This is a genomic window from Tsukamurella sp. M9C (assembly GCF_020169415.1).
Classification (GTDB): domain Bacteria; phylum Actinomycetota; class Actinomycetes; order Mycobacteriales; family Mycobacteriaceae; genus Tsukamurella.
Genome location: NZ_JAIULG010000001.1, coordinates 176,953 through 197,624, shown reverse-complemented (window position 1 = coordinate 197,624; position 20,672 = coordinate 176,953). Strand labels below are relative to the sequence as shown.

At 71.4% G+C, this 20,672-nt stretch carries 19 protein-coding genes and 1 pseudogene; 9 read left to right on the top strand and 11 right to left on the bottom strand.

Annotated features, from left to right (window positions below):
• Positions 1-92: 92 nt before the first annotated feature.
• Together LB823_RS00960 and LB823_RS00955 are read right to left on the bottom strand one after the other, a co-directional pair.
• Positions 93-1,142 carry a cell wall metabolism sensor histidine kinase WalK gene (locus tag LB823_RS00960; protein ID WP_224644885.1) on the bottom strand — a complete coding sequence of 350 codons (1,050 nt, stop codon included), beginning with the start codon at positions 1,140-1,142 and terminating at the stop codon, positions 93-95.
• A gap of 5 nt (positions 1,143-1,147) precedes the next feature.
• Positions 1,148-1,837: a response regulator transcription factor gene (locus LB823_RS00955; protein ID WP_224644884.1), complete on the bottom strand. Its 690-nt coding sequence runs from the start codon at positions 1,835-1,837 to the stop codon at positions 1,148-1,150.
• 68 nt (positions 1,838-1,905) lie between these two features.
• Here LB823_RS00955 and LB823_RS00950 point away from each other — a divergent pair, with 68 nt between their 5' ends.
• Positions 1,906-2,790, top strand: a complete 885-nt coding sequence (locus LB823_RS00950) for a cytochrome c oxidase assembly protein (protein WP_224644952.1) — start codon at positions 1,906-1,908, stop codon at positions 2,788-2,790.
• Between the two features lie 9 nt (positions 2,791-2,799).
• Positions 2,800-3,561, top strand: a complete 762-nt coding sequence (locus LB823_RS00945; protein WP_308011406.1) for a DUF998 domain-containing protein — start codon at positions 2,800-2,802, stop codon at positions 3,559-3,561.
• 52 nt (positions 3,562-3,613) lie between these two features.
• On the opposite strand, the pseudogene LB823_RS24165 reads toward LB823_RS00945, so the two are convergent.
• Positions 3,614-3,673: pseudogene (locus LB823_RS24165) on the bottom strand (ArsR family transcriptional regulator); the annotation flags it as partial.
• Positions 3,674-3,849: 176 nt separating this feature from the next.
• Between LB823_RS24165 and LB823_RS00935 the strand changes: the two are divergent.
• Positions 3,850-5,067 (top strand): MFS transporter, encoded by a 1,218-nt coding sequence (locus LB823_RS00935; protein ID WP_224644882.1) that lies wholly within the window; start codon positions 3,850-3,852, stop codon positions 5,065-5,067.
• A gap of 760 nt (positions 5,068-5,827) precedes the next feature.
• Here the strand turns inward: LB823_RS00935 and LB823_RS00930 are convergent.
• From LB823_RS00930 to LB823_RS00915, 4 genes are read right to left on the bottom strand one after another with little or no spacing between them, the layout of a single operon-like run.
• Positions 5,828-7,165: an Ig-like domain-containing protein gene (locus LB823_RS00930; RefSeq protein ID WP_224644951.1), complete on the bottom strand. Its 1,338-nt coding sequence runs from the start codon at positions 7,163-7,165 to the stop codon at positions 5,828-5,830.
• 36 nt (positions 7,166-7,201) lie between these two features.
• The gene (gene bluB, locus LB823_RS00925) at positions 7,202-7,843 is read right to left on the bottom strand and encodes a 5,6-dimethylbenzimidazole synthase (protein WP_224644881.1); all 642 of its coding nucleotides are present in this window, start codon (positions 7,841-7,843) and stop codon (positions 7,202-7,204) included.
• Positions 7,843-8,376, bottom strand: coding sequence for a GNAT family N-acetyltransferase (locus LB823_RS00920; RefSeq protein ID WP_224644880.1), 534 nt, complete (start codon positions 8,374-8,376; stop codon positions 7,843-7,845). Before LB823_RS00920 ends, bluB begins: the two co-directional genes overlap by 1 nt.
• A complete protein-coding gene (locus LB823_RS00915) occupies positions 8,373-9,008 on the bottom strand; it encodes a TetR/AcrR family transcriptional regulator (RefSeq protein ID WP_224644879.1) in 636 nt (211 codons plus the stop codon). The genes LB823_RS00920 and LB823_RS00915 overlap by 4 nt, the downstream gene beginning before the upstream one ends.
• Before the next feature lie 36 nt (positions 9,009-9,044).
• Between LB823_RS00915 and LB823_RS00910 the strand changes: the two genes are divergently transcribed.
• The 3 genes from LB823_RS00910 to LB823_RS00900 all read left to right on the top strand — a co-directional run bounded on the left by LB823_RS00910 (position 9,045) and on the right by LB823_RS00900 (position 13,053).
• Positions 9,045-9,452, top strand: coding sequence for a DUF5313 domain-containing protein (locus tag LB823_RS00910; protein WP_224644878.1), 408 nt, complete (start codon positions 9,045-9,047; stop codon positions 9,450-9,452).
• 46 nt (positions 9,453-9,498) lie between these two features.
• The gene (locus tag LB823_RS00905) at positions 9,499-10,578 is read left to right on the top strand and encodes an alpha/beta hydrolase (protein ID WP_224644877.1); all 1,080 of its coding nucleotides are present in this window, start codon (positions 9,499-9,501) and stop codon (positions 10,576-10,578) included.
• Between the two features lie 237 nt (positions 10,579-10,815).
• Positions 10,816-13,053 (top strand): cation-translocating P-type ATPase, encoded by a 2,238-nt coding sequence (locus LB823_RS00900; protein WP_308011405.1) that lies wholly within the window; start codon positions 10,816-10,818, stop codon positions 13,051-13,053.
• 293 nt (positions 13,054-13,346) lie between these two features.
• Here LB823_RS00900 and LB823_RS23945 read toward each other — a convergent pair whose 3' ends face one another.
• Genes LB823_RS23945 through LB823_RS00885 form a run of 3 tightly spaced genes read right to left on the bottom strand, consistent with a single transcriptional unit; the run spans position 13,347 to position 16,400 of the window.
• Positions 13,347-15,179, bottom strand: coding sequence for a cytochrome c oxidase assembly protein (locus tag LB823_RS23945; protein WP_224644876.1), 1,833 nt, complete (start codon positions 15,177-15,179; stop codon positions 13,347-13,349).
• A gap of 10 nt (positions 15,180-15,189) precedes the next feature.
• On the bottom strand, positions 15,190-15,912 hold the full coding sequence (locus LB823_RS00890; protein ID WP_224644875.1) for a hypothetical protein: 723 nt from the start codon (positions 15,910-15,912) through the stop codon (positions 15,190-15,192).
• 32 nt (positions 15,913-15,944) lie between these two features.
• On the bottom strand, positions 15,945-16,400 hold the full coding sequence (locus LB823_RS00885) for a hypothetical protein (RefSeq protein WP_224644874.1): 456 nt from the start codon (positions 16,398-16,400) through the stop codon (positions 15,945-15,947).
• Positions 16,401-16,580: 180 nt separating this feature from the next.
• On the opposite strand from LB823_RS00885, the gene LB823_RS00880 reads away from it, so the two are divergent.
• From LB823_RS00880 to LB823_RS23940, 3 genes are all read left to right on the top strand, one after another.
• On the top strand, positions 16,581-18,059 hold the full coding sequence (locus LB823_RS00880; RefSeq protein ID WP_224644873.1) for a hypothetical protein: 1,479 nt from the start codon (positions 16,581-16,583) through the stop codon (positions 18,057-18,059).
• A gap of 73 nt (positions 18,060-18,132) precedes the next feature.
• Positions 18,133-19,077: a DUF222 domain-containing protein gene (locus LB823_RS00875; RefSeq protein WP_308011404.1), complete on the top strand. Its 945-nt coding sequence runs from the start codon at positions 18,133-18,135 to the stop codon at positions 19,075-19,077.
• A 13-nt stretch (positions 19,078-19,090) separates the two neighbouring features.
• The gene (locus tag LB823_RS23940; protein WP_308011403.1) at positions 19,091-19,354 is read left to right on the top strand and encodes an HNH endonuclease signature motif containing protein; all 264 of its coding nucleotides are present in this window, start codon (positions 19,091-19,093) and stop codon (positions 19,352-19,354) included.
• On the opposite strand, the gene LB823_RS00870 is transcribed toward LB823_RS23940, so the two are convergent.
• Positions 19,355-20,653 carry a lipase family protein gene (locus tag LB823_RS00870; RefSeq protein WP_224644872.1) on the bottom strand — a complete coding sequence of 433 codons (1,299 nt, stop codon included), beginning with the start codon at positions 20,651-20,653 and terminating at the stop codon, positions 19,355-19,357.
• Positions 20,654-20,672: the final 19 nt, after the last annotated feature.

The window sequence follows — 20,672 nt, the reverse complement described above, 5'->3', positions numbered from 1 at the left end:
TAAGGTGTGTGGTAACCCCTATTCTTCCAGCTCAGAGCACCTTTCTTCATGCCAACACGCAGCCTTGATCAACTCGCGGTGAAAGGCCGAGGCTAACCCGGCGCAGGCAGGGTGAAGGCGAAGAGCGCGCCGCGGCCGGGACCGTCGGACTCCACCCACATATGCCCGTCGTGGGCGGTCACGATCGCGCGGCTGATGGTGAGGCCCACGCCGCTGCCGCCGTGGTCACGATCCCGGGCGACGTCGGTGCGGTAGAAGCGCTCGAAGATCCAGGGCAGGTGCTCGGCGGCGATGCCGTCGCCGTGATCGACGACCGCGATCCGGATCCGGCGGTGCGGATGGCCGTCGGCCTCCAGCTCGACGGTCCCGCCCGGATCGCTGTGCCGCAACGCGTTCGAGAGCAGGTTCGCCAGCACCTGGTCGAGGCGCTGGCGGTCCGCACGGATCGCGCGACGAGCGCCAGCGCCGATCCGCACGTGCAGTCGGACCCCCTTGTCCGCGTACGCCCGCGCCGCCGCGGCGGCCGCGGCCTCGAGCGCCTCCGTCACGTCGACCGCGCTGGGCCGCAGGTTCAGCGCGCCCTCCTCCGCGTGCGAGACGGACAGCACGTCGTCGGTGAGCCGTGCGAGGCGCGTGGTCTGCGTGCGCAGCATGGTGAGGGTGGCGACGTCCGGCTCGACGACCCCGTCCGCGATGCCCTCCAGGTAGCCGTCGAGAACGCTGACCGGCGTGCGGATCTCGTGCGCGAGGTCGGCGAGCAGCCTCCGCCGCGATTGGTCACTGGACTCGAGCTGCACCGCCATCTCGTTGAACGCCGACACCAGTCCGTCCGCCTCCGGCCCCAGCGCGACGGGGGCGACGCGCACCCCCGAACGACCGTCGGCGACCTGCCGCGCGGCGCCCTCCAGCTTCGCCATCGTGCGACCCAGGCGACGCGCGATGAAGACGCTCGCCACGACGGAGAAGGCCACCGCGGAACCGAATCCGAAGACCACGGCGACCACGTTCACAGACACGGCGCCGGTGCGCCCCAGGATCAGCGGCCACACCACGAAGTCGACGACGGCAGTCACGGCGAGCGTCCCCAGCGAGACGGCCATGAGCATCCCGCCCATCCGCCCGCCCATCCCGATGTCGCGCATCCGCCTCATCCGGGGCCCATCCGGTAGCCCACGCCGCGCACCGTGCGCACGAAGCGCGGGTCGCCGGCATCGTCGCCCAGCTTCCGCCGCACGCGGCCCACGTGCACGTCGACGAGCCGCTCGTCACCGACCCAGCCCGGGCCCCAGATGGATTCGATGAGCTGCGTCCGCGAGAAGGCGACGTTGGGGCTGCGCGCGAGGGTGGCCAGCACGTCGAACTCGGTGGCGGTGAGCTCGACGACACGCTCCCCCACCCGCACCTCGCGCCCCAGCGGATCAACCGTGAGCTCGCCGAACCGACGGGCGGCGGCGGCACCGTCGGGCAGCGTGCGCGGGCGGCGCAGCATGGCCCGCACCCGCGCCACCACCTCGCGCGGGCTGAAGGGCTTGACGAGGTAGTCGTCGGCGCCGACGGACAGGCCGACGATCTTGTCGAGCTCGTCGCCGCGGGCGGTGAGCATGATGACGTAGGCGTCACTGAACGACCGCACGGCGCGGCAGACCTCGAGCCCGTCGAGGCGCGGCAGGCCGATGTCGAGCAGGATCACCGCCGGCTCGAGCTCGCGCGCCAGGGCCAGCCCGCGCTCGCCGTCGGCGGCGGTGGTGACGTCGAAGCCGTCGCGGGTGAGGTACTCCTGCGCCAGCCTGGCGAGAGCGGGTTCGTCCTCGATCACGAGTACTTTGTGGGTGTTCATTCTTCATATAGTAATATGCGCATGTGCTGATTCCTGAACCTCCGGTGCCGGCACCGTCGATCCTGGGCATGCTCTCCTGGGATCCGCCCGCGCTCCCCGTCCTGCCGCTGGCGGCGGCAGTCGCGGCCGCGCTGTACCTGCTGGGGGTGCGGACGGTGCGCCGGAAGGGCCGACGGTGGCCGGCCGCGCGCGTCGCGAGCTTCCTGCTCGGCTGCGTCGTGCTCGCGGGCGTCACCGGGCTGCGGATCGAGGCCTACTCGTGGCACCTGTTCAGCGCGTTCATGTTCCAGCAGCTCACGCTGTCGATCCTGGTGCCGCCGCTGCTCGTCGGCGGGGCGCCCGGCGTGCTGCTGCTGCGCGCGACGCCGCACCGCGGGCTCGGCCGGGTCGTGCTCGGAGCCGCGCTCGGCCTGCTGCGCAGCCCCGCCCCGCGGATCCTGCTGCACTCGGGCTTCACCATCCCGCTGTTCCTGATGAGCTACTACGGCGTCTACCTCGGCGGCGTGGTCGACGCGATCGGCGGGACGTGGCTCGGGCACACCGCGCTACAGGTCTTCTTCCTGGGCGTCGGCCTGCTGTTCATCATCCCGATCCTCTCGATCGGCCCGCTGCCCGGCCGCGACTCCTGGCTGATGCGCTTCTTCGACATCTTCATCGAGATGCCGCTGCACGTCTTCATCGGCGTGATCCTCATGATGGCGACGACGCCCATGGTCGGCCTCTTCGCCGCGCCGCCGGCGGCCTGGGGCATCGATCCGCTGCGCGACCAGTCCATCGCCGGCGCGCTCGCCTGGTCCTACGGCGAGCCCATCGCGATGATCACTACGTGCCTGTTCGCGCTGCGCTGGCGCCGGTCCGAGCGGCGCGACGCCGAGCGGGCGGGGGCGGACCGTCGGGAAGAGGACGAACGCGAGGCGTACAACGCGTACCTGCGCGAACTGCGCCGTCAGTAGTCTGGGGCCATGCGCCGCGCCCGCCTCATCCTGCTCGCGGGCTGCGTCCTCTACTCCGCGTGGATGATCGCACCGCTGCTGGGATCACAGCTGAGCCCGCTGTACTCCTACGTCAGCGAGACCGGTTCCGTCGGGCAACCGAACGCCCAGTTCTTCCGCGCGACGGACCTGCTCGCCGGCACCGCCTTCGTCGTCGCGGCGGCGCTCGCCCACCGCGCCGCGCGGCCGGTGCCGACGCTCGCCCTTGTCGCGCTCGTAGGCCTGTTCGTCCTGGGCGCCGCGACCATGTGCGACGCCCTCATGCCGCTCTCCTGCACCCCGACCGCCGACGCCGCCTGCGCCGCCCGCGAGGCCGCCGGCCAGGTGCCGCTCACGCACGTCGGGCACGCGGTCTCGTCGGGGATCGCGGGCTTCGGCGGAGTGGTCGCCGTGCTCGCGTGGGGGCTGTGGCGGCGGCGGAGTTCCGGGTTCGACGGTGCGCGGCTCCCCCTCGGCATGGGGGTGGCGTACCTGCTGGCGACCGCGTGGACGCTGGCCGCGATGCTGGAACCCGCGCTCTACCTGGGGCTGGCCCAGCGCTCGCAGGTGCTCACGCTCACGCTGTGGCTGGTGCTTCTCGCGACGTCACCGCAGGCCCGGCGGCCTCGCGACCAGCAGCTTCGCGCTCAGCCGCCCGCAGAACCGCCTCGAGCAGACCGGGGTACGCCGCGTTCACCTCGTCGATCAGCAGCAGCTGCCGCGCCGTCGCGCCCAGATCGTCACGACGGGTGAGACCCGCCTCGCGCAGCACCTTGAAGTGATGGCTGGCGGTCGCCTTGGTGACGCCGTCGTAGAGCTCCGCGCAGACGAGCGGGCGCCGCTCGCGATGCAGCCGCCGCACCATCTCCAGGCGCACCGGATCGGCCAGCGCGCTGAGCACGGTGTGCAGCGGGACGGTGGCGGTCGCGTCGGTCATCATTCTCGTTCCCTGAGATAACGGTTTGATCTTCGTCGAACCGGGTGTAGTGTTGCGAACGGTTCGACGATCGTCGAACCACCACCGTACACCCGGAGGTAAGAATGAGCCTGGCGCAGCAGGTCGCGACACCGTCGATCCACGTCCACCCGCAGCGCTGGTCCTTCGCCCTCCTGCTCACGCTGCTCGCGCTGGCCCTCGGCGTCTCCGGACTCCCCTCACCGCTGTACCCGCTCTACCAGCAGCAATGGCACATGTCCGCGCTGTCGACCACCATCGTCTTCGCCGTCTACGCGATCGGGGCGCTGGGCGCGGCGCTGACCGTCGGGCCGATCTCCGACGCCATCGGCCGCAAGCCGGTACTGCTCGCGGCCGTCGGCACGATCCTCGTGGGCCTGCTGCTGTTCCTGTTCGCCGGCGCCGAGTGGCAGCTGATCCTCGCGCGGTTCCTGCACGGCGCGGCCATCGGCTCGATCACCGTGGTCGCCGGGGCGGCCCTCCTCGACGTCCGGCCCACCGACGGTGCCCGCAACGGCATGCTGTCCGGCGTCGCCCTCAACGTGGGCATCGCTGCCACCGCGCTGGGCGCCGCCGCCGTCGCGCAGTACGCGCCGCACCCGCTGCGCACGCCGTTCGTGACGATGGGCGTCGTGGTGCTCGCGATCCTGCTGGGCGTGATCGCGCTGATCGAACCGCACGTCGGGCGCACCGGCGAGCGGGTCCGGCTCAGCCGCCCCGGCGTGCCCGGCGAGATCACCGCCGACTTCTGGTTCTCCGGCATCGGGATCATCACCGCGTGGTCGGTACTCGGCGTGTTCCTCAGCCTCTACCCCGCGCTGGTGCAGCACGTGACCGGGCACGGCTCGGTGATCTTCACGGGCGGCCTCGTCGCGGTGATGGCCATCGCCTCCGCGATCTCGCAGTTCATCGGCGGGCGCTACCCGGCCCGGCCGACCGCGATCGTCGGCGACATCGGCCTCGCCGCCTCGCTGGCGCTCGCCGTGGTGGCGGTGCGGTACGGCCACACCTGGCTCATCGTGGTCGACACGATCCTGCTCGGCGCCACCTTCGGCCTCGCCTTCGGCGGCTCGCTACGGCACCTCGGCTCCGTCGCGCCCGCGCACGCCCGCGGCCAGGTGATGAGCGCCTACTACCTGCTCGGCTACCTCGCGATGGGCGTGCCGACGGTGATCGCCGGCTACCTCGCCACGCAGTACAGCACCGCCACGATCTTCCCCTGGTTCGCCGCCGCCGTCGCCCTGGCCTGCCTCGGCGCCGCCTGGATCGGCCTGCGGGGTCGACGGTCCGCCGTCGTCGCCTAGGCGCGGGGCGCGGGCGCGCACGACCGGCTGCGGCGAGGTCGTCGGCGAGCGAATCCCAGACCAGTCCGCGATCGAGGCGCCCAGTGGGTCGACGAGGTGATGGCACCGGCCTCGCCACTCTCGGATTCTGTCCGTTTCGGACACGGCGTGACCGCCCGTCTCCGACGGGGGATGCGGCGGCCCAGAGGGGAATCGACTCCGCGCGGGGACCTATGAACCCCCACGGCCCGCCATGGGGAAGTGGGCTCAGCGTGGGGGATTCGGCGCAGCGCGGGGGACATCCGCTCCCCCACCGAATACCGCGGCTTCCCATGGGGGAACCGGCGCAGCGCGGGGGACATCCGCTCCCCCAGCGAACACCGCGGCTTCCCATGGGGGAACCGGCGCAGCGCGGGGGACATCCGCTCCCCCAGCGAACACCGCGGCTTCACATGGGGGAGACGGCGCCGCGCGGGGGACGGCCGAACCCCTATGAAACGAGCGGCTTCTCGTGGGGGACCGAACGTCGCACGCTCCTCTCGGCGCGGCGCGGGGGACGAACACACCCCATTGCCCAACGGTCGCCGATGCAGGTCGCCGATGCAGGTGGCGGATGCCGAGCGGCCGGGCTCGCCTGCGCGGCATCCGCGGCGCGTTGTCCATATCGGACAGAATCCGAGAGTCGCGCGATTCGCACATCACCCTCGCGGGCGCGGCCAGGCACCGTCCCCGCACCGAACCGCCCGTCGCCGCGGCGAAATCACCTGCAGCGACCGCGGGATCAGCCTCCGGGCGTACCCGAGGCGGGCGCGTCGGTGGACGGCACCGTCGACGGCGAAGGCGCGGCGGACGTGGTCTCCGAAGCATCACCCTGCGCGCCCGGCGGCAGCGCGCTGCCGGCGACCCAGGTGGCCCAGGGCACGGACCAGTCGCCGTTCTGCCACTGCTCCAGCGCGGGACCGCCGGTGTTGCGGACCTCGACCACGTCGCCGGGCTGCGACAACCCGAAGAACCACTGCGCGTTCGCGGGGCTCAGGTTGAGGCAGCCGTGCGACTCGTTGCGGACGCCCTGCGCGCCGATGTTGTCGAGCGCGTGCAGGTAGATGCCGTCGTTGCTGATCCGGGTGGCCCAGCCGATGGTCTGCTTGTAGCCGAGCCGCGAATTGATCGGCAGGCCGTAGGTCGACGAGTCCATGATCACGGGGTTCGCCTTGTCCAGCACCGTGTACACGCCGCGCTGCGTCCAGAAGTGGAACGTCTGCCCGTTGACGACCTCGTTGCCGCCCTGGCCCATCGACGTGGGCATCGACCGCACCATCTGGCCGTTGACGAAGACCTGCACCTGCTTGGTGTTGTCGTCGGCGATGGAGACGTGCGATTCGCCGATCGAGAACGCGATCGAGATGTCCTTCTCGCCCCACAGCCCGGGGCTGACCTCCTTGCCGAAGGCCTTGACCTCGATCGACACCTTCGTGCCCGACGGGTAGTAGTCCTTCGGCCGCCACGCCACCGTCTTGTCGGTGGTCCACGTCCACGCGCCCTCGAGGGCCGGGGTGGTGGTGACCTTGAGCAGCTTCTGGGCCATGGCCCGGTCCTTGATCGCCTCGTCGAAGTGGACGACCGCGACCTGCCCGACGCCGTAGACGGCACCGTCGTTGAGCGACATGCCGCCTGTGTTCTCGAAATAGGGCAGCGTCTTGTTCGTCTCGTCGACGGCGACCGTCGAGAACGTGGTGCGCTTCTCGCGCTGCTGGCCCAGCGTCTCGTACTTCGCGACCAGCGTGTACTGGCCGTTGTACTCGAGCGGCTTCGACGCCTTCCAGGTCAGCATGTCCGTCGAGAGCGCGCCCTCCACGGCGACACCCTTCGTGTCGGTCAGCGTGACCGAGCCGAGGACGGCCTTGGTGATCGACACCGTGACGGGGGTGATGGGGCTGACGGCCTGCGCACCGTCGGCCGGGGCGACGGTGACCTCGGCCGGGTCGGGCGGCGGCGTGGACGGCCCCGCGCTCGTGCCGCCACCGGTCAGGTCGCCGATCGTGCAGCCGGCGGCCACCAGGGGCACCGCCGCAGCGGCGCCGACCAGAACCGCGCGCCGGCCGACGCGCTCGTTGAACATGCTCACTCGTGTTCCCCTCGCTGATTACATGCGAGTCTAACGATGAGTGCCGACATCGCCCTCCGGGTAGCGCTCCCGATGCATCGCCTCGGCCAGCGGGCGACGCTCGCGCCAGCCGAATCGCTCCAGGTCGGGCACCGTCTGCAGGGCCGTGACCGGCCCGACGCAGAGCCACGCCACGATGTGGACGTGCTCGGGCACGTCGACCAGTTCGCGCAGGAAGGGCTCGCGATAGAAGGACACCCAGCCCACGCCGATGCCCTCCGCGGTGGCCGCGAGCCACAGGTTCTGGATGGCCAGCGCGACCGAGAGCCGGCCGGTCTCGTCGATCGTGTGCCGGCCGAGGATGTGCGTCCCGCCGCGGGTGGGGTCGTAGGTCACCACGACGCCGGTCCGCGACGACTCGATCCCCTCGATGACGATCGGGTTGAAGGTGTCCTTGCGGTCGTCCGGCAACGACCGGGCGAAGTCCTCGCGGCACTCGCCGACGTGTGCGGCGAAGCGCGCGAGCGTCTCGGGCTCCTGCACAACGACGAAGTCCCAGGGCTGCGTGTTCCCGACGCTGGGCGCGCTGTGCGCGGCGCCGAGGATCCGCACGAGTCGCTCCTCGTCGATCAGCTCGCCGGAGAACTCGTTGCGCACGTCGCGCCGGCGCAGGATCGCCTCGAAGACGTCCATCAGGCCCCGTCGGACGGGGCGGCACCGTCGGCCAGCGCGGCACCGTCGACCAGGGCGGCCAGGGCCCCGAGGCTCTCGCCCGTGAGGCGCTGCGTGGTCCACTCCTCCATCGGCACGGCGCCGATGGAGCGGTAGAAGCCGATGGCGGGGGCGTTCCAGTCGAGGACGGTCCACTCGAGGCGGGCGTACCCGTTGTCGCGGCACTCCTGCGCCAGGGCGGCGAGCAGCTTCTTGCCGTGGCCGCCGCCGCGGACGCCGGGGCGCACGTAGAGGTCCTCGAGCCAGATGCCGTGCGTGCCGGTCCAGGTGGAGAACGTACGGAAGTAGACGGCCATCCCGACGACGTTCTCGGCACCGTCGGAGCCCGGCTCGGAGGCGATGAGCGCGAAGACTGCGGGCGCGGGCCCGAACAGCGCGGTGTGCAGCTGCTCGGCCGTGGCGACCGCGGACTCCGGCTCCTTCTCGTAGGCGGCCAGCTCGGCGATCATCGCCAGGATCTCCGGCACGTCGGCCGGCGTCGCGGGCCGGATCACTTGCCGCCCCCGGCCGCCGAACCGCTCGGGCCGCTCGCGGCCGCGGCCTGCGCGGCGATCGCGGGCATGAGGCATTCGCGGACGACGCGACCGGCGGTGTAGGGATCGTCGAAGCTGATCAGGCCGTCGGGCGCGAGCAGCACCGAATGCCCGACGCGGGCGAAGATCTCCGCGATCGGCTTCGGGTCGAACTCCGGCAGCTCACCGCTCGACTGGAAGCCCGCGATGATGTTCGCGGCGAACTCGCGGCCGATCTCGATGACCATGCCGCCGCCCTGCGCGATCATCGGCAGGCCGACGACGACGTTGCCGTCGCCGATGCCGCGGATCAGGGGCCGGCGGTGCGCCTCGCGGAGGAACGCGACGAAGCCCTCGGTGAGCGCCTCCTCGACGGTGCTCAGGCCCTGGACCTGCTGTTCCACCGTCTTGAGCAGCTGCTCAGCCTCGTACCGGATGGCCTGCTGAACGAGGTTGTCCTTGCGGTTGAAGCGGCGGTAGACGGTGGCCACGCCGATGCCCGCGAGGTTCGCGACGTTCTCCATCGTGGTCCGCGAAATGCCGACGCTGCCGATGCTCGACACCGCTGCAGACAGGATGCTCTGCGCGGTCTGATCGTTTCTGCCGGGACTCACAACGTCCGATTCTAGGCGCAGTGGGACAATGGGGGCATGAACGACGGTCCGAGCAAGCCCAACCCGATGCAGTACGTCCTGTACTCCTACGGTCGGAGCGTGCTGCCGCCGTCGATGCACGAGTGGGTCGCCAACGACCTCGCCGGGCCGCGCGCCGCGCTGCGGACCGTCGTGCGCTTCGCGATCCCGTGTCTGCTGATCCTGATCCCGTTCTGGTTCATCGACACCTCCGTGCTGAACCGCGCGACGATGACGCTGCCGATCTTCATCCCGTTCGTCTACTTCTCCATCGCGCTGAACAAGATCTACCGGCGCGGGCGACTGCGGCACCACGGCCTGGATCCCGAGCTCGTCGACGTGATCGCCCGCGAGAAGGAGGCGGACCTGCACGCCGCCTACATCGCCAAGCACGGCCCGCGCGACGAGTACCCGCGCCACACCTGAGCCTCCCCGCGCGCTGATATGTGACGCACGTCCTACTATCGGTGACATGGCGCTCACCGAACTCGTCCAGAAGCTGGCCCTGAAGATCCCGACGCCGCTCGTCGCGGGCGGCGCGAAGCTGCTCTTCGGGCTGCCCGTGCAGGTCAAGCAGCGGCTCGGCACCCCGCAGACCGTCGAGGGCAACGAGCTGGACCTCGACGCCCAGATCACGCTGCTCATGCTCAAGGCGCAGGGCGTGAACGGGCTCGCCGGCGACCGCGACGTCGCGCACTCGCGCGCGTCGACGCGGATGCTGAGCGCGGCCGTCGGCGCGGGCGCGGCCCCGTCGGTCGGCACGCGCGGACTCATGGTCGACGGTGCCGCCGGCCCCCTCCCGGCACGTCTGTACACGCCGGCCGGGCTCGAGGCCGGCTCGCCGCTCGTCGTCTTCTTCCACGGCGGCGGCTTCGTACTGGGCGACCTCGACAGCCACGACGCGCCCTGCCGGTACATCGCAGACCGGGCCCGGGTGCGGGTGCTGTCCGTCGACTACCGGCTCGCGCCGGAGACGATCTTCCCCGCGGCCGCCGACGACGCCGTCGCCGCCACCGCCTGGGCGATCGAGCACGCCGACCAGCTGGGCGCCGACCCCGCGCGGGTGGCCGTCTCGGGCGACAGCGCGGGCGGCAACCTCGCCGGCGTCGCGGCGCGCGAGCTGGCGCTGGCCGGCGGCGCGCAGCCCGCGTTCTCGCTGCTCTTCTACCCCGTGACCGGCGCCGACCCGGCGAACCGCAGCCGCGACACCTTCGCCGACGGCTACTTCCTCACCAAGGCCGACATCGAGTACTTCCGCCAGCTGTACACGCCGGAGCCGGGCCAGGACACCGACCCGAAATTCGACCTGCGGCACGCCGACGGCCTCGCCGGCATCGGGCGCACGCACGTCGTGGTGGCCGGGTTCGACCCGCTGCGCGACGAGGGCGCGGCCTACGCGCAGCGGCTGCGGGACGCGGGCGTCGACGCCACGACGCAGCTCGCTCCCGGCGCGCTGCACGGCTTCCTCAACATGGTGGGCGTGAGCGCCGATGCCCGGGTCGACGTGGACGCCGCGCTCGACGTGTTGACGGAGGTTCTCGTCCGCAGTTAGCGACAACAACTGTTGGCAGTTGCAGCTGCATGAGAACACGCATGTCACGAAAGGTGGCACCTGTACGCGTATACCCCGTATCGTGGGTTCTGCGGCCGCCATATGACGTCTCCCCCCACGTCGGTGGCTGCGTGATTGAGCCTTGATACCGGCTCCCCCTCCTCCCCCCATTCCGGGAGCCGGTATCAAGGCCTTTCGCGTTTTCGGCCCCGGTGGCCCGGGGTGGATACTGGAGGGGTGACGGATCTCGACCAGGCCCCCGCTCCGGCCGCCGCGCAGCCGGAGCAGGCGCAGCGCACCTTCCTCGACGTCGGCGGCATGACGTGCGCCGCGTGCGTCGGGCGAGTCGAGCGCAAGCTCAACAAGCTCGACGGGGTGCGCGCGGTGGTCAACCTGGCCACGCGGACGGCCACCGTCGAGCACGCGCCGACGGTCACCGTCGAGCAGCTGACCGGCACCGTCGAGGCCGCGGGGTACACCGCTGCGCCGAAGTCCCCGAACCCGCGCCGCGCGATCCTCGCCGAGGAGCGCGAGCGGCGCGACGTGCTGCGCCGGCTGATCGTCTCGCTGGTGCTGTTCGTGCCGGCCGCGGACCTGTCGATCGTGCTCGCGACCATCCCGTCGACGCGCTTCACCGGCTGGCAGTGGGTGCTGCTCGCGCTGAGCCTGCCCGTCGTGACCTGGGGCGCGTGGCCGCTGCACAAGCGGGCCTTCCTGGGCGCGCGGCACGGCGCGGCCACGATGGACATGCTGGTCTCGGTCGGCATCATCTCCGCCACCGCGTGGTCGGTGGTCACCGTGCTCACGCCCGGCCGCGAGCGCCCGGATCCGCACGGCTTCTGGAACGCGATCATCCAGTCCGATCCGATCTACCTCGAGGTCGCGATGGGCGTCACCGTCTTCGTGCTGGCGGGGCGGTACTTCGAGGCCTCCGCCCGCGCCAAGGCGGCGTCGGCGCTGCGGGAGCTCGCGACCCGCGGCGCCCGCGAGGTGTCGGTGCTGGTCCGCGACGGTTCCGAGCTGCGGATCCCCGTCGGGGAACTGCGCGAGGAGCAGCTCTTCGTGGTGCGGCCGGGCGAGACGATCGCGACGGACGGCATCGTCGAATCCGGGTCGGCGTTCGTCGACAACTCGGCCATGACCGGCGAGTCCCGCCCCGTGCCGGCCGGCCCGGGCGACAAGGTCGTCGGCGGCACCGTCTGCCAGGACGGCCGCCTGACGGTGCGCGCGACCGCCGTCGGCGCGGACACCACCTTCGCCGCGATGCTCCGCCTCGTCGAGGACGCGCAGGCGACGAAGGCGCGGATGCAGCGCCTCGCCGACCGCGTCTCCGCCGTCTTCGTGCCCTGCGTCTTCGCCATCGCGGCGCTGACCTTCGTGGGCTGGCTTCTGGCCGACGGGGTCGACAGCGCGGTGAAGTCGGCGATCGCCGTGCTCGTGATCGCCTGCCCCTGCGCGCTCGGCCTGGCGACGCCCGTCGCGTTCATGGTGGCCTCGGGCCGGGGTGCACAGCTCGGCGTGTACGTGCGCGGGCACCAGGCGCTGGAGGCCACCGAGACCATCGACACCGTCGTCTTCGACAAGACCGGCACCGTGACCACCGGCGTGCTCTCGGTGGCCGAGGTGAGCGTCGCGCCCGGGTTCACGGAATCCGGCGTGCTGCGGCTCGCGGGGGCCGTCGAGTCGGCGTCCGAGCACGCCGTCGCGCGGGCCGTCGTCGCGCGGGCCGGCTCCGACCTGCCCGCCGTCGAGGACTTCCGGGCGGTCCCGGGCCTCGGCGCCACCGGGGTGGTCGACGGTGCCGTCGTGCGGGTTGGATCGCCGCGGTTCGTCGAGCCGGGCGTGCTGTCGGGGGCCGTCGAGGCCGCCGCCGAGGCCGGGCGGACCGTCGCCGTCATCGAGGTCGACGGTGCCGTCGCCGCCGTCCTCGAGGTGGCCGACACCATCAAGGCCGACGCGGCGGACGCCGTCGCGCGGCTGCACGAGGCCGGGATCCGGACCGTGCTCCTGACCGGGGACAACGCCGCCGCCGCGGCGAAGGTCGCCGCGCTCGTGGGCATCGACGACGTGCGCGCCGACGTGCTGCCGGACGGCAAGGTCGCGGCGGTCCGCGAGCTGCAGGCCTCCGGGCGGCGGGTCGCGATGGTGGGCGACGGAGTGAACGACGGCCCCGCCCTGGCCGCGGCCGACCTCGGCCTCGCGATGGGCACCGGCACCGACGTGGCCCAGAGCGCCGCCGACGTCGTGCTCATGCGGGAGGAGCTGTCCGCGGTCCCCGACGCGCTGGGCCTCGCCCGCGCGACGCTGAAGACCATCAAGACGAACCTGGTCTGGGCGTTCGGCTACAACGTCGCCGCGATCCCCGTCGCCGTGGCCGGCCTGCTGAATCCGCTCATCGGCGCCGCCGCGATGGCCTTCAGCTCCTTCTTCGTCGTGTGGAACAGCCTGCGCCTGCGGAAGTTCGGTACGAAATAGCCGTGCGGCCCGAGGTACAGGCATGTTCGCCGTCATGCCGGACCTGCATAGCCCTATCTCTACAGGTCACAACCGTATTCATCGGCGCACGTCATGCGGAATCCGCATAGCCTCCGCGATCCCGTCGGGCCACAGGTCAGCCGGGTATGCCGATACTGCATGACTCGGTCGCCACGAAACACCGTGGCCCTGCAGAAACAAGCGTATGCACAATCGGCATAGCAGTCGCCGCGCACAACCACTTCGATACGTGGCCGCCCAGCACCGTCAGGACGGCTGGCGTGCGGTACAGCTCAGAGCAGCTCGGGCTCGGAGTCCTCGTCACGGTTGCGCCACGCCCAGTGCAGCACCAGGCCCAGGGTGACCAGGGCGATCGCGGCCTCGTCGGTGGCCCAGGCGACGACGCCGCCGACGAACTGATCGCGGTGCAAGTCCGTCATCCACTCGAAGTCGAGGTAGAGGTACAGGCGCGAGCCGACGAGCCCGTCCATCGTCATGATGATGAGCGCGAAGACCATGGTGATCGGCATCATCGCCAGCAGCATGCCGATGCGCCCGATGAAGGGCAGCTCGCCCGGCACCGGGTCGATCTGGAAGACGCGCCAGTAGAACAGGAACCCGGTGAACAGCAGCGCGGCGTAGATCGCCAGGTGGCCCCAGTGGTAGCGGCCGATGCTGTCGAAGAGCGGCGTGAAGTAGAGGCCGTAGAGCACCGCGGCGAACAGCCCGAGCTGCACGACGGGGCGCATCAGCACGGCGAAGGAACGCGACTCGAGGACCGTCGAGAGCCAGCGCGCGGGCGCCCCGGTCAGGGTGTCGCGCATCAGCGTGATCGGCGCGCCGAGCAGCAGGAAGACCGGCACGATCGACGTCATCAGCATGTGCACCACCATGTGCACGCTGAACATCGCGTTGGAGTAGGTGCGCAGTCCGGAGCTGGTCAGCGTGAGCAGGAAGACGCAGCCCAGGATGAAGAACACGGTCCGGTACCAGGGCCAGTTCGTGGTGCGCCGGACCAGCAGGAGGTAGCCGACGGCGAGGGCGATCGCGAAGGGCGCGAGGTTCAGGTCGGGGCGCCAGTTCCCGAGGAAGGCCATCGCGCTGGGCGGGTCCGGCAGGTTGTAGCCGAGGAAGTTCTCCCCCACCGTCGGCCGGCTGCGCAGGAAGGGCGGGGGCGTCAGCTCGGACGCGGCGATCGCGGTGCCGAAGGCGGCCGTCAGCAGCGCCGCGGCGACGGGCAGGGCCCGCAGCCAGTGCGCGGCACCCGCTGCGAGCAGCAGCGCGCCGGTGGCCAGGAGCAGCAGGCCGTACCAGGTCACCCACAGGTCGGAGCCCGGCGCCATGATCAAGGCGATCACGAGCCCGTTGAGCAGCGCGACCCCGGCGAACAGCGGGCCGATCCAGCGCCGCTCCGGCCGGGCCGGCAGACGCACCGCGGACCACAGCCCGCCGAGCCACAGCGCCGCGACCACGCCGAGGGTCGTGAGCGCCGCGGTGGTGTAGTCGTGGTTCCAGTTCTGCGCCTCGTTCGCGGTGACGATCGTGGCGAGCAGGCCGACGACGGCGGGCAGCAGCATCCACAGGTGCGCCATCCACGTCATCGCCGTGCGCAGCGCGACGTACACGATCACGGCGCAGACCAGGGAGACGATCCACCCCTTAGCGGTGTCCGACGCGGAGATCAGGATGCCGAGGCCGCCCACACGGTAGGTGTCGACGAGGTTCTGGGCGGCGCTCTCCGCGGCCGCCAGGAAGACCATCGGGAGCGAGACGACGGCCCAGACGACGGCGTACCGTCGGGCCTGCAGCTGCGTGAGGTACCCGCGCAGACCGAGCTCACCGGTGTCGAGGGCCTTGGTCCGGAAGACGGCGTAGGCCACCGCGCCGAAGGTCAGGGCGGCGGCGACGGTGCCGATCACGCGGCCGACAGCGGCCCCGTACGCGGTGAGCGCGCCCGGGTAGGCGTTGCCGTTGACGAGGTAGCGCAGCTCACCCTCGCTGCTGACCAGCCAGATCACGACCGCGACGGCGGCGAGGGAGCCGACGGCGAGCGCCGCGATGCCACCCGTGCGCGGTGCGCCCGGGGATCCTTCGGTCATCGCAGCGGCGTCGGACTCCTGCGCCACCGTGGTCAAGTTACTTCGCGTCCTTGATCTTCTTCACGGACTTGTCGAGGAAGCCGTTGAACTCGCCGCGGTCCGGGTCGCCGCCGAGCTTGGTGCCCTGCACCGCGACGGTGTAGCCGCGCAGCGAGGCCACGCCGACGAGGACCTTCTGGTGGATCGGGAAGGAGTCGGCGCCCTTGGTGCGAGTGCCGTCGAGCGCGATCTCGAAGGTGGCCTTCTGCTTGTCCGAGGAGACCTCCTTGGTGATGGCGCGCACCTTGATGGTGCCGCCCCGCGGATCGTTGGTCTCGATGGTCACGTCGGAGCACAGCTTCAGCAGGCCGACCTTGACGGTGTCGACGTCGACGTCCTTGGCGACCAGCGTCTCGCTCAGGCTCTTGCGGTCCTGGTCGTGCACGCCGGCGACGGTGTCGCCGTCGCCCTGGCCGCCCTTGGCGGCGGCGAGGATGTTCTTGCACTCCGGCGGGGTGACCTTCGCGGAGCTCGCGAGGGTCAGGGGGTCGGCGCCGAGCTCGTTGGCCAGCCGCTGCTGCGGCGACGGCACGACGATGTAGCCGCTCGGGAAATCGCTGGAGTTGAGCAGCAGCTCCGCCGCCGGGGCGGTGGGCTTGGTGGTGGTGTCGGGGTCGGCGACGGCGACACCACCGGTCAGGCCGGCGACCAACGCGGTCGCGGCGGTGAGGGTGGCGGCACGACGCAGGCCCGCTCGCTTGAGGTCAGTGTTCGCGTTCATCGAATCCTCTATCCGTTCTCGTCGGCCCGGCGTTACCGCGCGGCGCGGCCGCGCAGCGCCATCCAGCCGAGGGCGGCCGCAGCCACCACGATCTCCGCCGCGGCGAAGACGATCATCAGGGTCATCCAGGGCTGCATCGCGCTCATCGAGTGGCCCATCGAGCCCATGTCCATGCCGGGCATCGAGTGGTCCATGCCGGCCATGCCGGAGTCCATCGCCGACATGAGCACCGGGTGCAGCGCGATCATGATGGCGCCCATCGCCGCGGTCCGGAGCCAGGCGCTCACCGTCGGGTTGCGGAACAGGCAGACGGAGCAGTGCGCGCAGCCGATCAGCATCGCGGCGACGATGAGCGAGACCACCCAGCTGTTGTCGCCGAGCATCGGCAGGTGCACCAGCGACGTCGCGAGGGCGACGGCCGCGCCGACCCACCCCCAGATCCGGATGGTGCGCGACGTGTCCGTGGTCTCCGCGTGCTTGTGCATCACGCGGGCCATCCTACCTGGCATTTCGCGGTGAGCAGAATCCCCGATCGGCCTGTGCGTGCGGCCGCCTCGGGCAACCCCCGTCGCTTGACCGGCTCCACACCTCGTGGTCGACTGGGCCCAGGTAATCGGCGTTACGAAACCAGCGCTTCAGCAGAACCGACCGATCGGAACGGGTCCGTCATGAACGCGAAGCACCTGGGCGCGATGGCCGCCGCCCTCCTCACCGCAGCCACCCTCACGGCGTGCGGGTCGAGCGACGACCAGCAGGACAGCTCCGTCGCCTTCTCCCAGATCACCGGCGAGGACTTCACGTCGAATCCGGGCGCCTTCCAGACCGACGGCGTGCCCGTCCCCGAGAAGGGCGTCACGATGGTCGGCGATCCCATCGCCTCGCAGGCCGTGGCGAACGCGGGGCTCGAGCAGGGCACCGTCACCGCGAGCTCCGACGACGGTGCCACCGTCTTCTATCCGAAGGCGCCGCCGGTTCCGGGGCTGCCCGTCGCGGAGCAGGACGTCGCGCCGCCACCGCCGCAGCTCACCCGGCCCGTGAACACCCGCCCGTGGAACTACACGCCGCACCAGGTCACCGTGTACCGGCAGATCTGCGAGACCGGCCGGTGGAACGGCTGGGTCGCGGGCGCCGAGGTGCAGTCGCAGACCTGTTGGACCGTGTACGGCCGCCAGCTCGGCGTGCGTCCGTGGTACCCCGGCCAGCCGAAGCCCTGGGAGCGCCCGTCGTGGCCCAAGCCCTGGTACGAGCCGACCTTCCGCGCCGACGTCCCCGTGATGTGGGTGTACCCGCGCGACTGGACCCGCCCGCGCCCGCAGCCGATCGTCTCCGTCTCGATCGGGCTCAACGTGCCGCAGAATCCGCACGCCCGCCCCAACCCGCGCTTCCGCGACGACCCCTACCTCCCGGTGTGGGCGGTCACGCCCGGCCGGCCCGTCGCCGCCCGGGATCAGGCGCGGGTCGTCGCGCCGTGGTTGGCCTACGACGTCACGCCGACGGTCCGCTACACGTCGCCGCCCGTCTACCCGGGCACGGTCCTCGCAGCGCTGCCCACGTCGGGCCGCGCCGAGGTGATCACCGCGCTCCCGGGCGCGGACGGCGAGTGGAACCCGAACCGCGATAAGACGGTGCTCGCCCCCTCCGCCCGGGCCATCGCGGGCGCGAGCGTCTACAACGGCACGCGGGCCGACGTGGTGCGCGCGCTGGGCGAGGACGTCGACGTGACGGTCGCGACGAGCCGCACCCGGCCGTCGACGACCACCACCACGACCACCACCCGGACCTCGAGCGAGAAGAGCGCGGACGCCACCTCGACCGCCCGGACGACGGATCCCGAGGAGACCGGGGCCGCGACGACGACGCGGACCACCGACCGCACGACCACCACGACGACCACCGAGAAGTCGTCCACGGCCACGAGTCGCACGACCACCTCGTCAGCGGAGCCGACCACCACGAAGCCTGCGACCACCACGACGACCACGGCACCGTCGGCGACGAGGACCACGACGACCGCGCCGAAGACGACCACGACCGAGGTGCCCGTCACCACCACGCAGGCGGAGAAGCCGGCGACCACCACGACCGCGCCCGCGACGCGGACCACGACGAAGCCGGCCACGACGACCACCACCACGCCCGCGCGCTGACCGCACCCGGTGTCTTTTCGAGACGGTGTTGCAGTCTCGAAAACTTGTCGGTGGGTCCGCGTAGCGTGAGTTCATGGACGAAGACGTTGGTGTAGACGAGGATCGGCCGCCTGATGGTGGCGTGGCGGAGCGGTTGCGTTCGATGGAGCAGCAGCGCTGTCGGACGGTGTTCGAGCAGTACCGGTTGGCGGCGGAGTTGCTGCGGGAGCGGGTGTGGGAGCGGGTCGCGGCGGGGTTGCCGCAGGACCGGTGGCAGCAGGGCGTGGCGGCGGAGGTCGGGCTGGCGCTGCACATGTCGCCCAACACGGCCGCGAAGTTCGTGAACCGGGCGGTCGAGCTGGAGAAGACGATGCCGTGCACTCGCGCCCGGTTGCGCGAGGGTGACCTCACGCCGGAGGCGATCCCGGTGATCGTCGGCGGCCTCGCGCACCTGGACGCCTCCGATCGGCATACGGCGGATGCGCAGTTGTGTGCCGATCCGGCGACGCTCGCGGGGATGGGGCTCAAGCAACTCGCCGCGAGGGTCGAGCAGGTCGCGTATCGGCTGGACGCGCAGGCGACGGTGGATCGGAATGCGTCCGCGGAGAAGGACCGGACGGTGACGATCCGGCCGCTGCCCGAGGGGATGGCCAGGGTGTCACTGCTGTTGCCGGTGGCGCAGGGCGTCGGGGTGTACGCGGCGTTGCGCAAGCACGCCGCCACGTTGATCGGGATCGGCGCGGACCTGCGCACGCGCGGTCAGATCATGGCCGACACCGCGTTCGCGCGGATCACCGGCCGCGAGGCCGCCGCAGGTCAACCGGTCACGGTGAACCTGACGATGCCCGCCACGGTGCTGCTGGGGCGACCGGCCGGGCACCGCGCACCTCGACGGCGGCGGGACGGTGCCGGCGGAGATCGCCCGCAACCTCATCGGCCGGGCCACCGTCGCCGGGGTCGCCTGGGTGAAGCGGCTGTACATCGCACCCGAGTCGGGCGCGGTCGTGGGCATGGACTCACGGCAGCGGTGCTTCCCTGATGGGTTGGCGGAGATGATCCGGGCACGGGATCGGTACTGCCGGACCCCGTACTGCGACGCTCCGATCGCGCACACCGACCACGTGGTTCCGCACGCAGCGGGTGGCCCCACCAGCTTCGAGAACGGGCAGGGGCTGTGCGCGGCCTGCAACTACGCCAAGGAAGCCACCGGCTGGACCAGCGTCGTCGTTGAGGATCCGAGCGGGCGGCACACCGTCGACACCCGAACACCGAGCGGACACCACCACCGGTCCACCGCCCCGGACCAGGCGGCCTAGCTAGATCCGGCGGGCCAGGCCCACCCGGGTCAGCGTGCCGACGAGGCGCAGGGTGCGGCCGAGCTGCCGCGGCGAGGCCATGATGGTGCGCTTGTGCCGATGCCCGGCGTCGGTGGCGGGCTTGCCGTCGAGCCGGTCGGCCAGCCAGCCGAGCAGCATCGGTGCCGACAGGAAGTGCATGGAGAAGTGGTCGCTCCACTGGTCGGTGCGGTACTCGACGTGCGTGCCGCCGGACGTGTACCGGTCCACGTGGGCCTCGGCGTCGGAGGCCGGCGAGATCTGGTCCTTGGTGGACTGCACCACGAGCATCGGCACGGAGGGCGCGGACTGGCCGGGCCGGATGTCGTCGAAGATCTCCAGCAGCTTCGGCAGCCGGGCGATGTCCTCGAACGGGAGGTCGCAGTAGTAGCCGAAGTCCTTGTGCGCCATCTTGCGGATGGCCCGCTCGGGCGACCACTCGAGCGCGTCCTCGTAGAAGACCTTGCGCCCCTTGTCGTCGACGTGCTCGGCGAGCACCTCACGCAGCGTCGGGTACTCGCGGGCCAGCGCCGCGATCACCAGCGTCGGCAGGCCGGTGAACAGGGTGTTGTTGAGGTAGACGAAGACATTGCCCGGATCGGAGACGGGCGCGCCCACGGCCCCGGCGATCAGGTTCAGCTCGGGGGCGTACGACGGTGCGATCTCCGCCGCCCAGGACGTGGCGAGGCCGCCACCCGAGTAACCCCAGACGCCGAGGCGCGTGTCCGCGGCGAGGCCGAGCGGCTCGTGCGAGAGCGCGGCGCGCAGACCGTCGAGCACCATGTAGCCGGGCTCGCGGGGGATGCCCCAGCGGCCGGTCTGGCCGCCGTGGTCGGGCACGGAGACGGTCCAGCCCTTGGCGACGGCAGCCGCGATGAAGAGGTACTCGATCTGCGGGAACGAGGCGTCGTCGCAGCGGACGCCGTGCTGCAGCACGTACGAGGGGAAGGTCTTGGGGTGCAGCGAGTCGATCGCGCACTGGTACGAGACCAGCGGCGCGCCCGGCTTCGCTCCGCGAAGCGGGCTGATCACGGTGGTGACGGTGACCTCGGGGACGCCGTGCATGTTCACGGTGCGGTACAGCAGCTGGGTGGCGCGCACCTTCTGCTTGATCCGGCCGAGGAAGCCGATGCTCACGTCGCGGTACCGCAGCACGGTGCCCTCGGGTGCGTCCTCGAAGCCCGACGGGGCGTCGAAGAACGGGTCGATGCCCACCATCTGCGGCTCCGCGGGTGCGGGCCACAGCTCGGCGAGCTCCGTGCGGTTCTGCACAGCCGTCATGTCGCGTCCTCCTGATCGG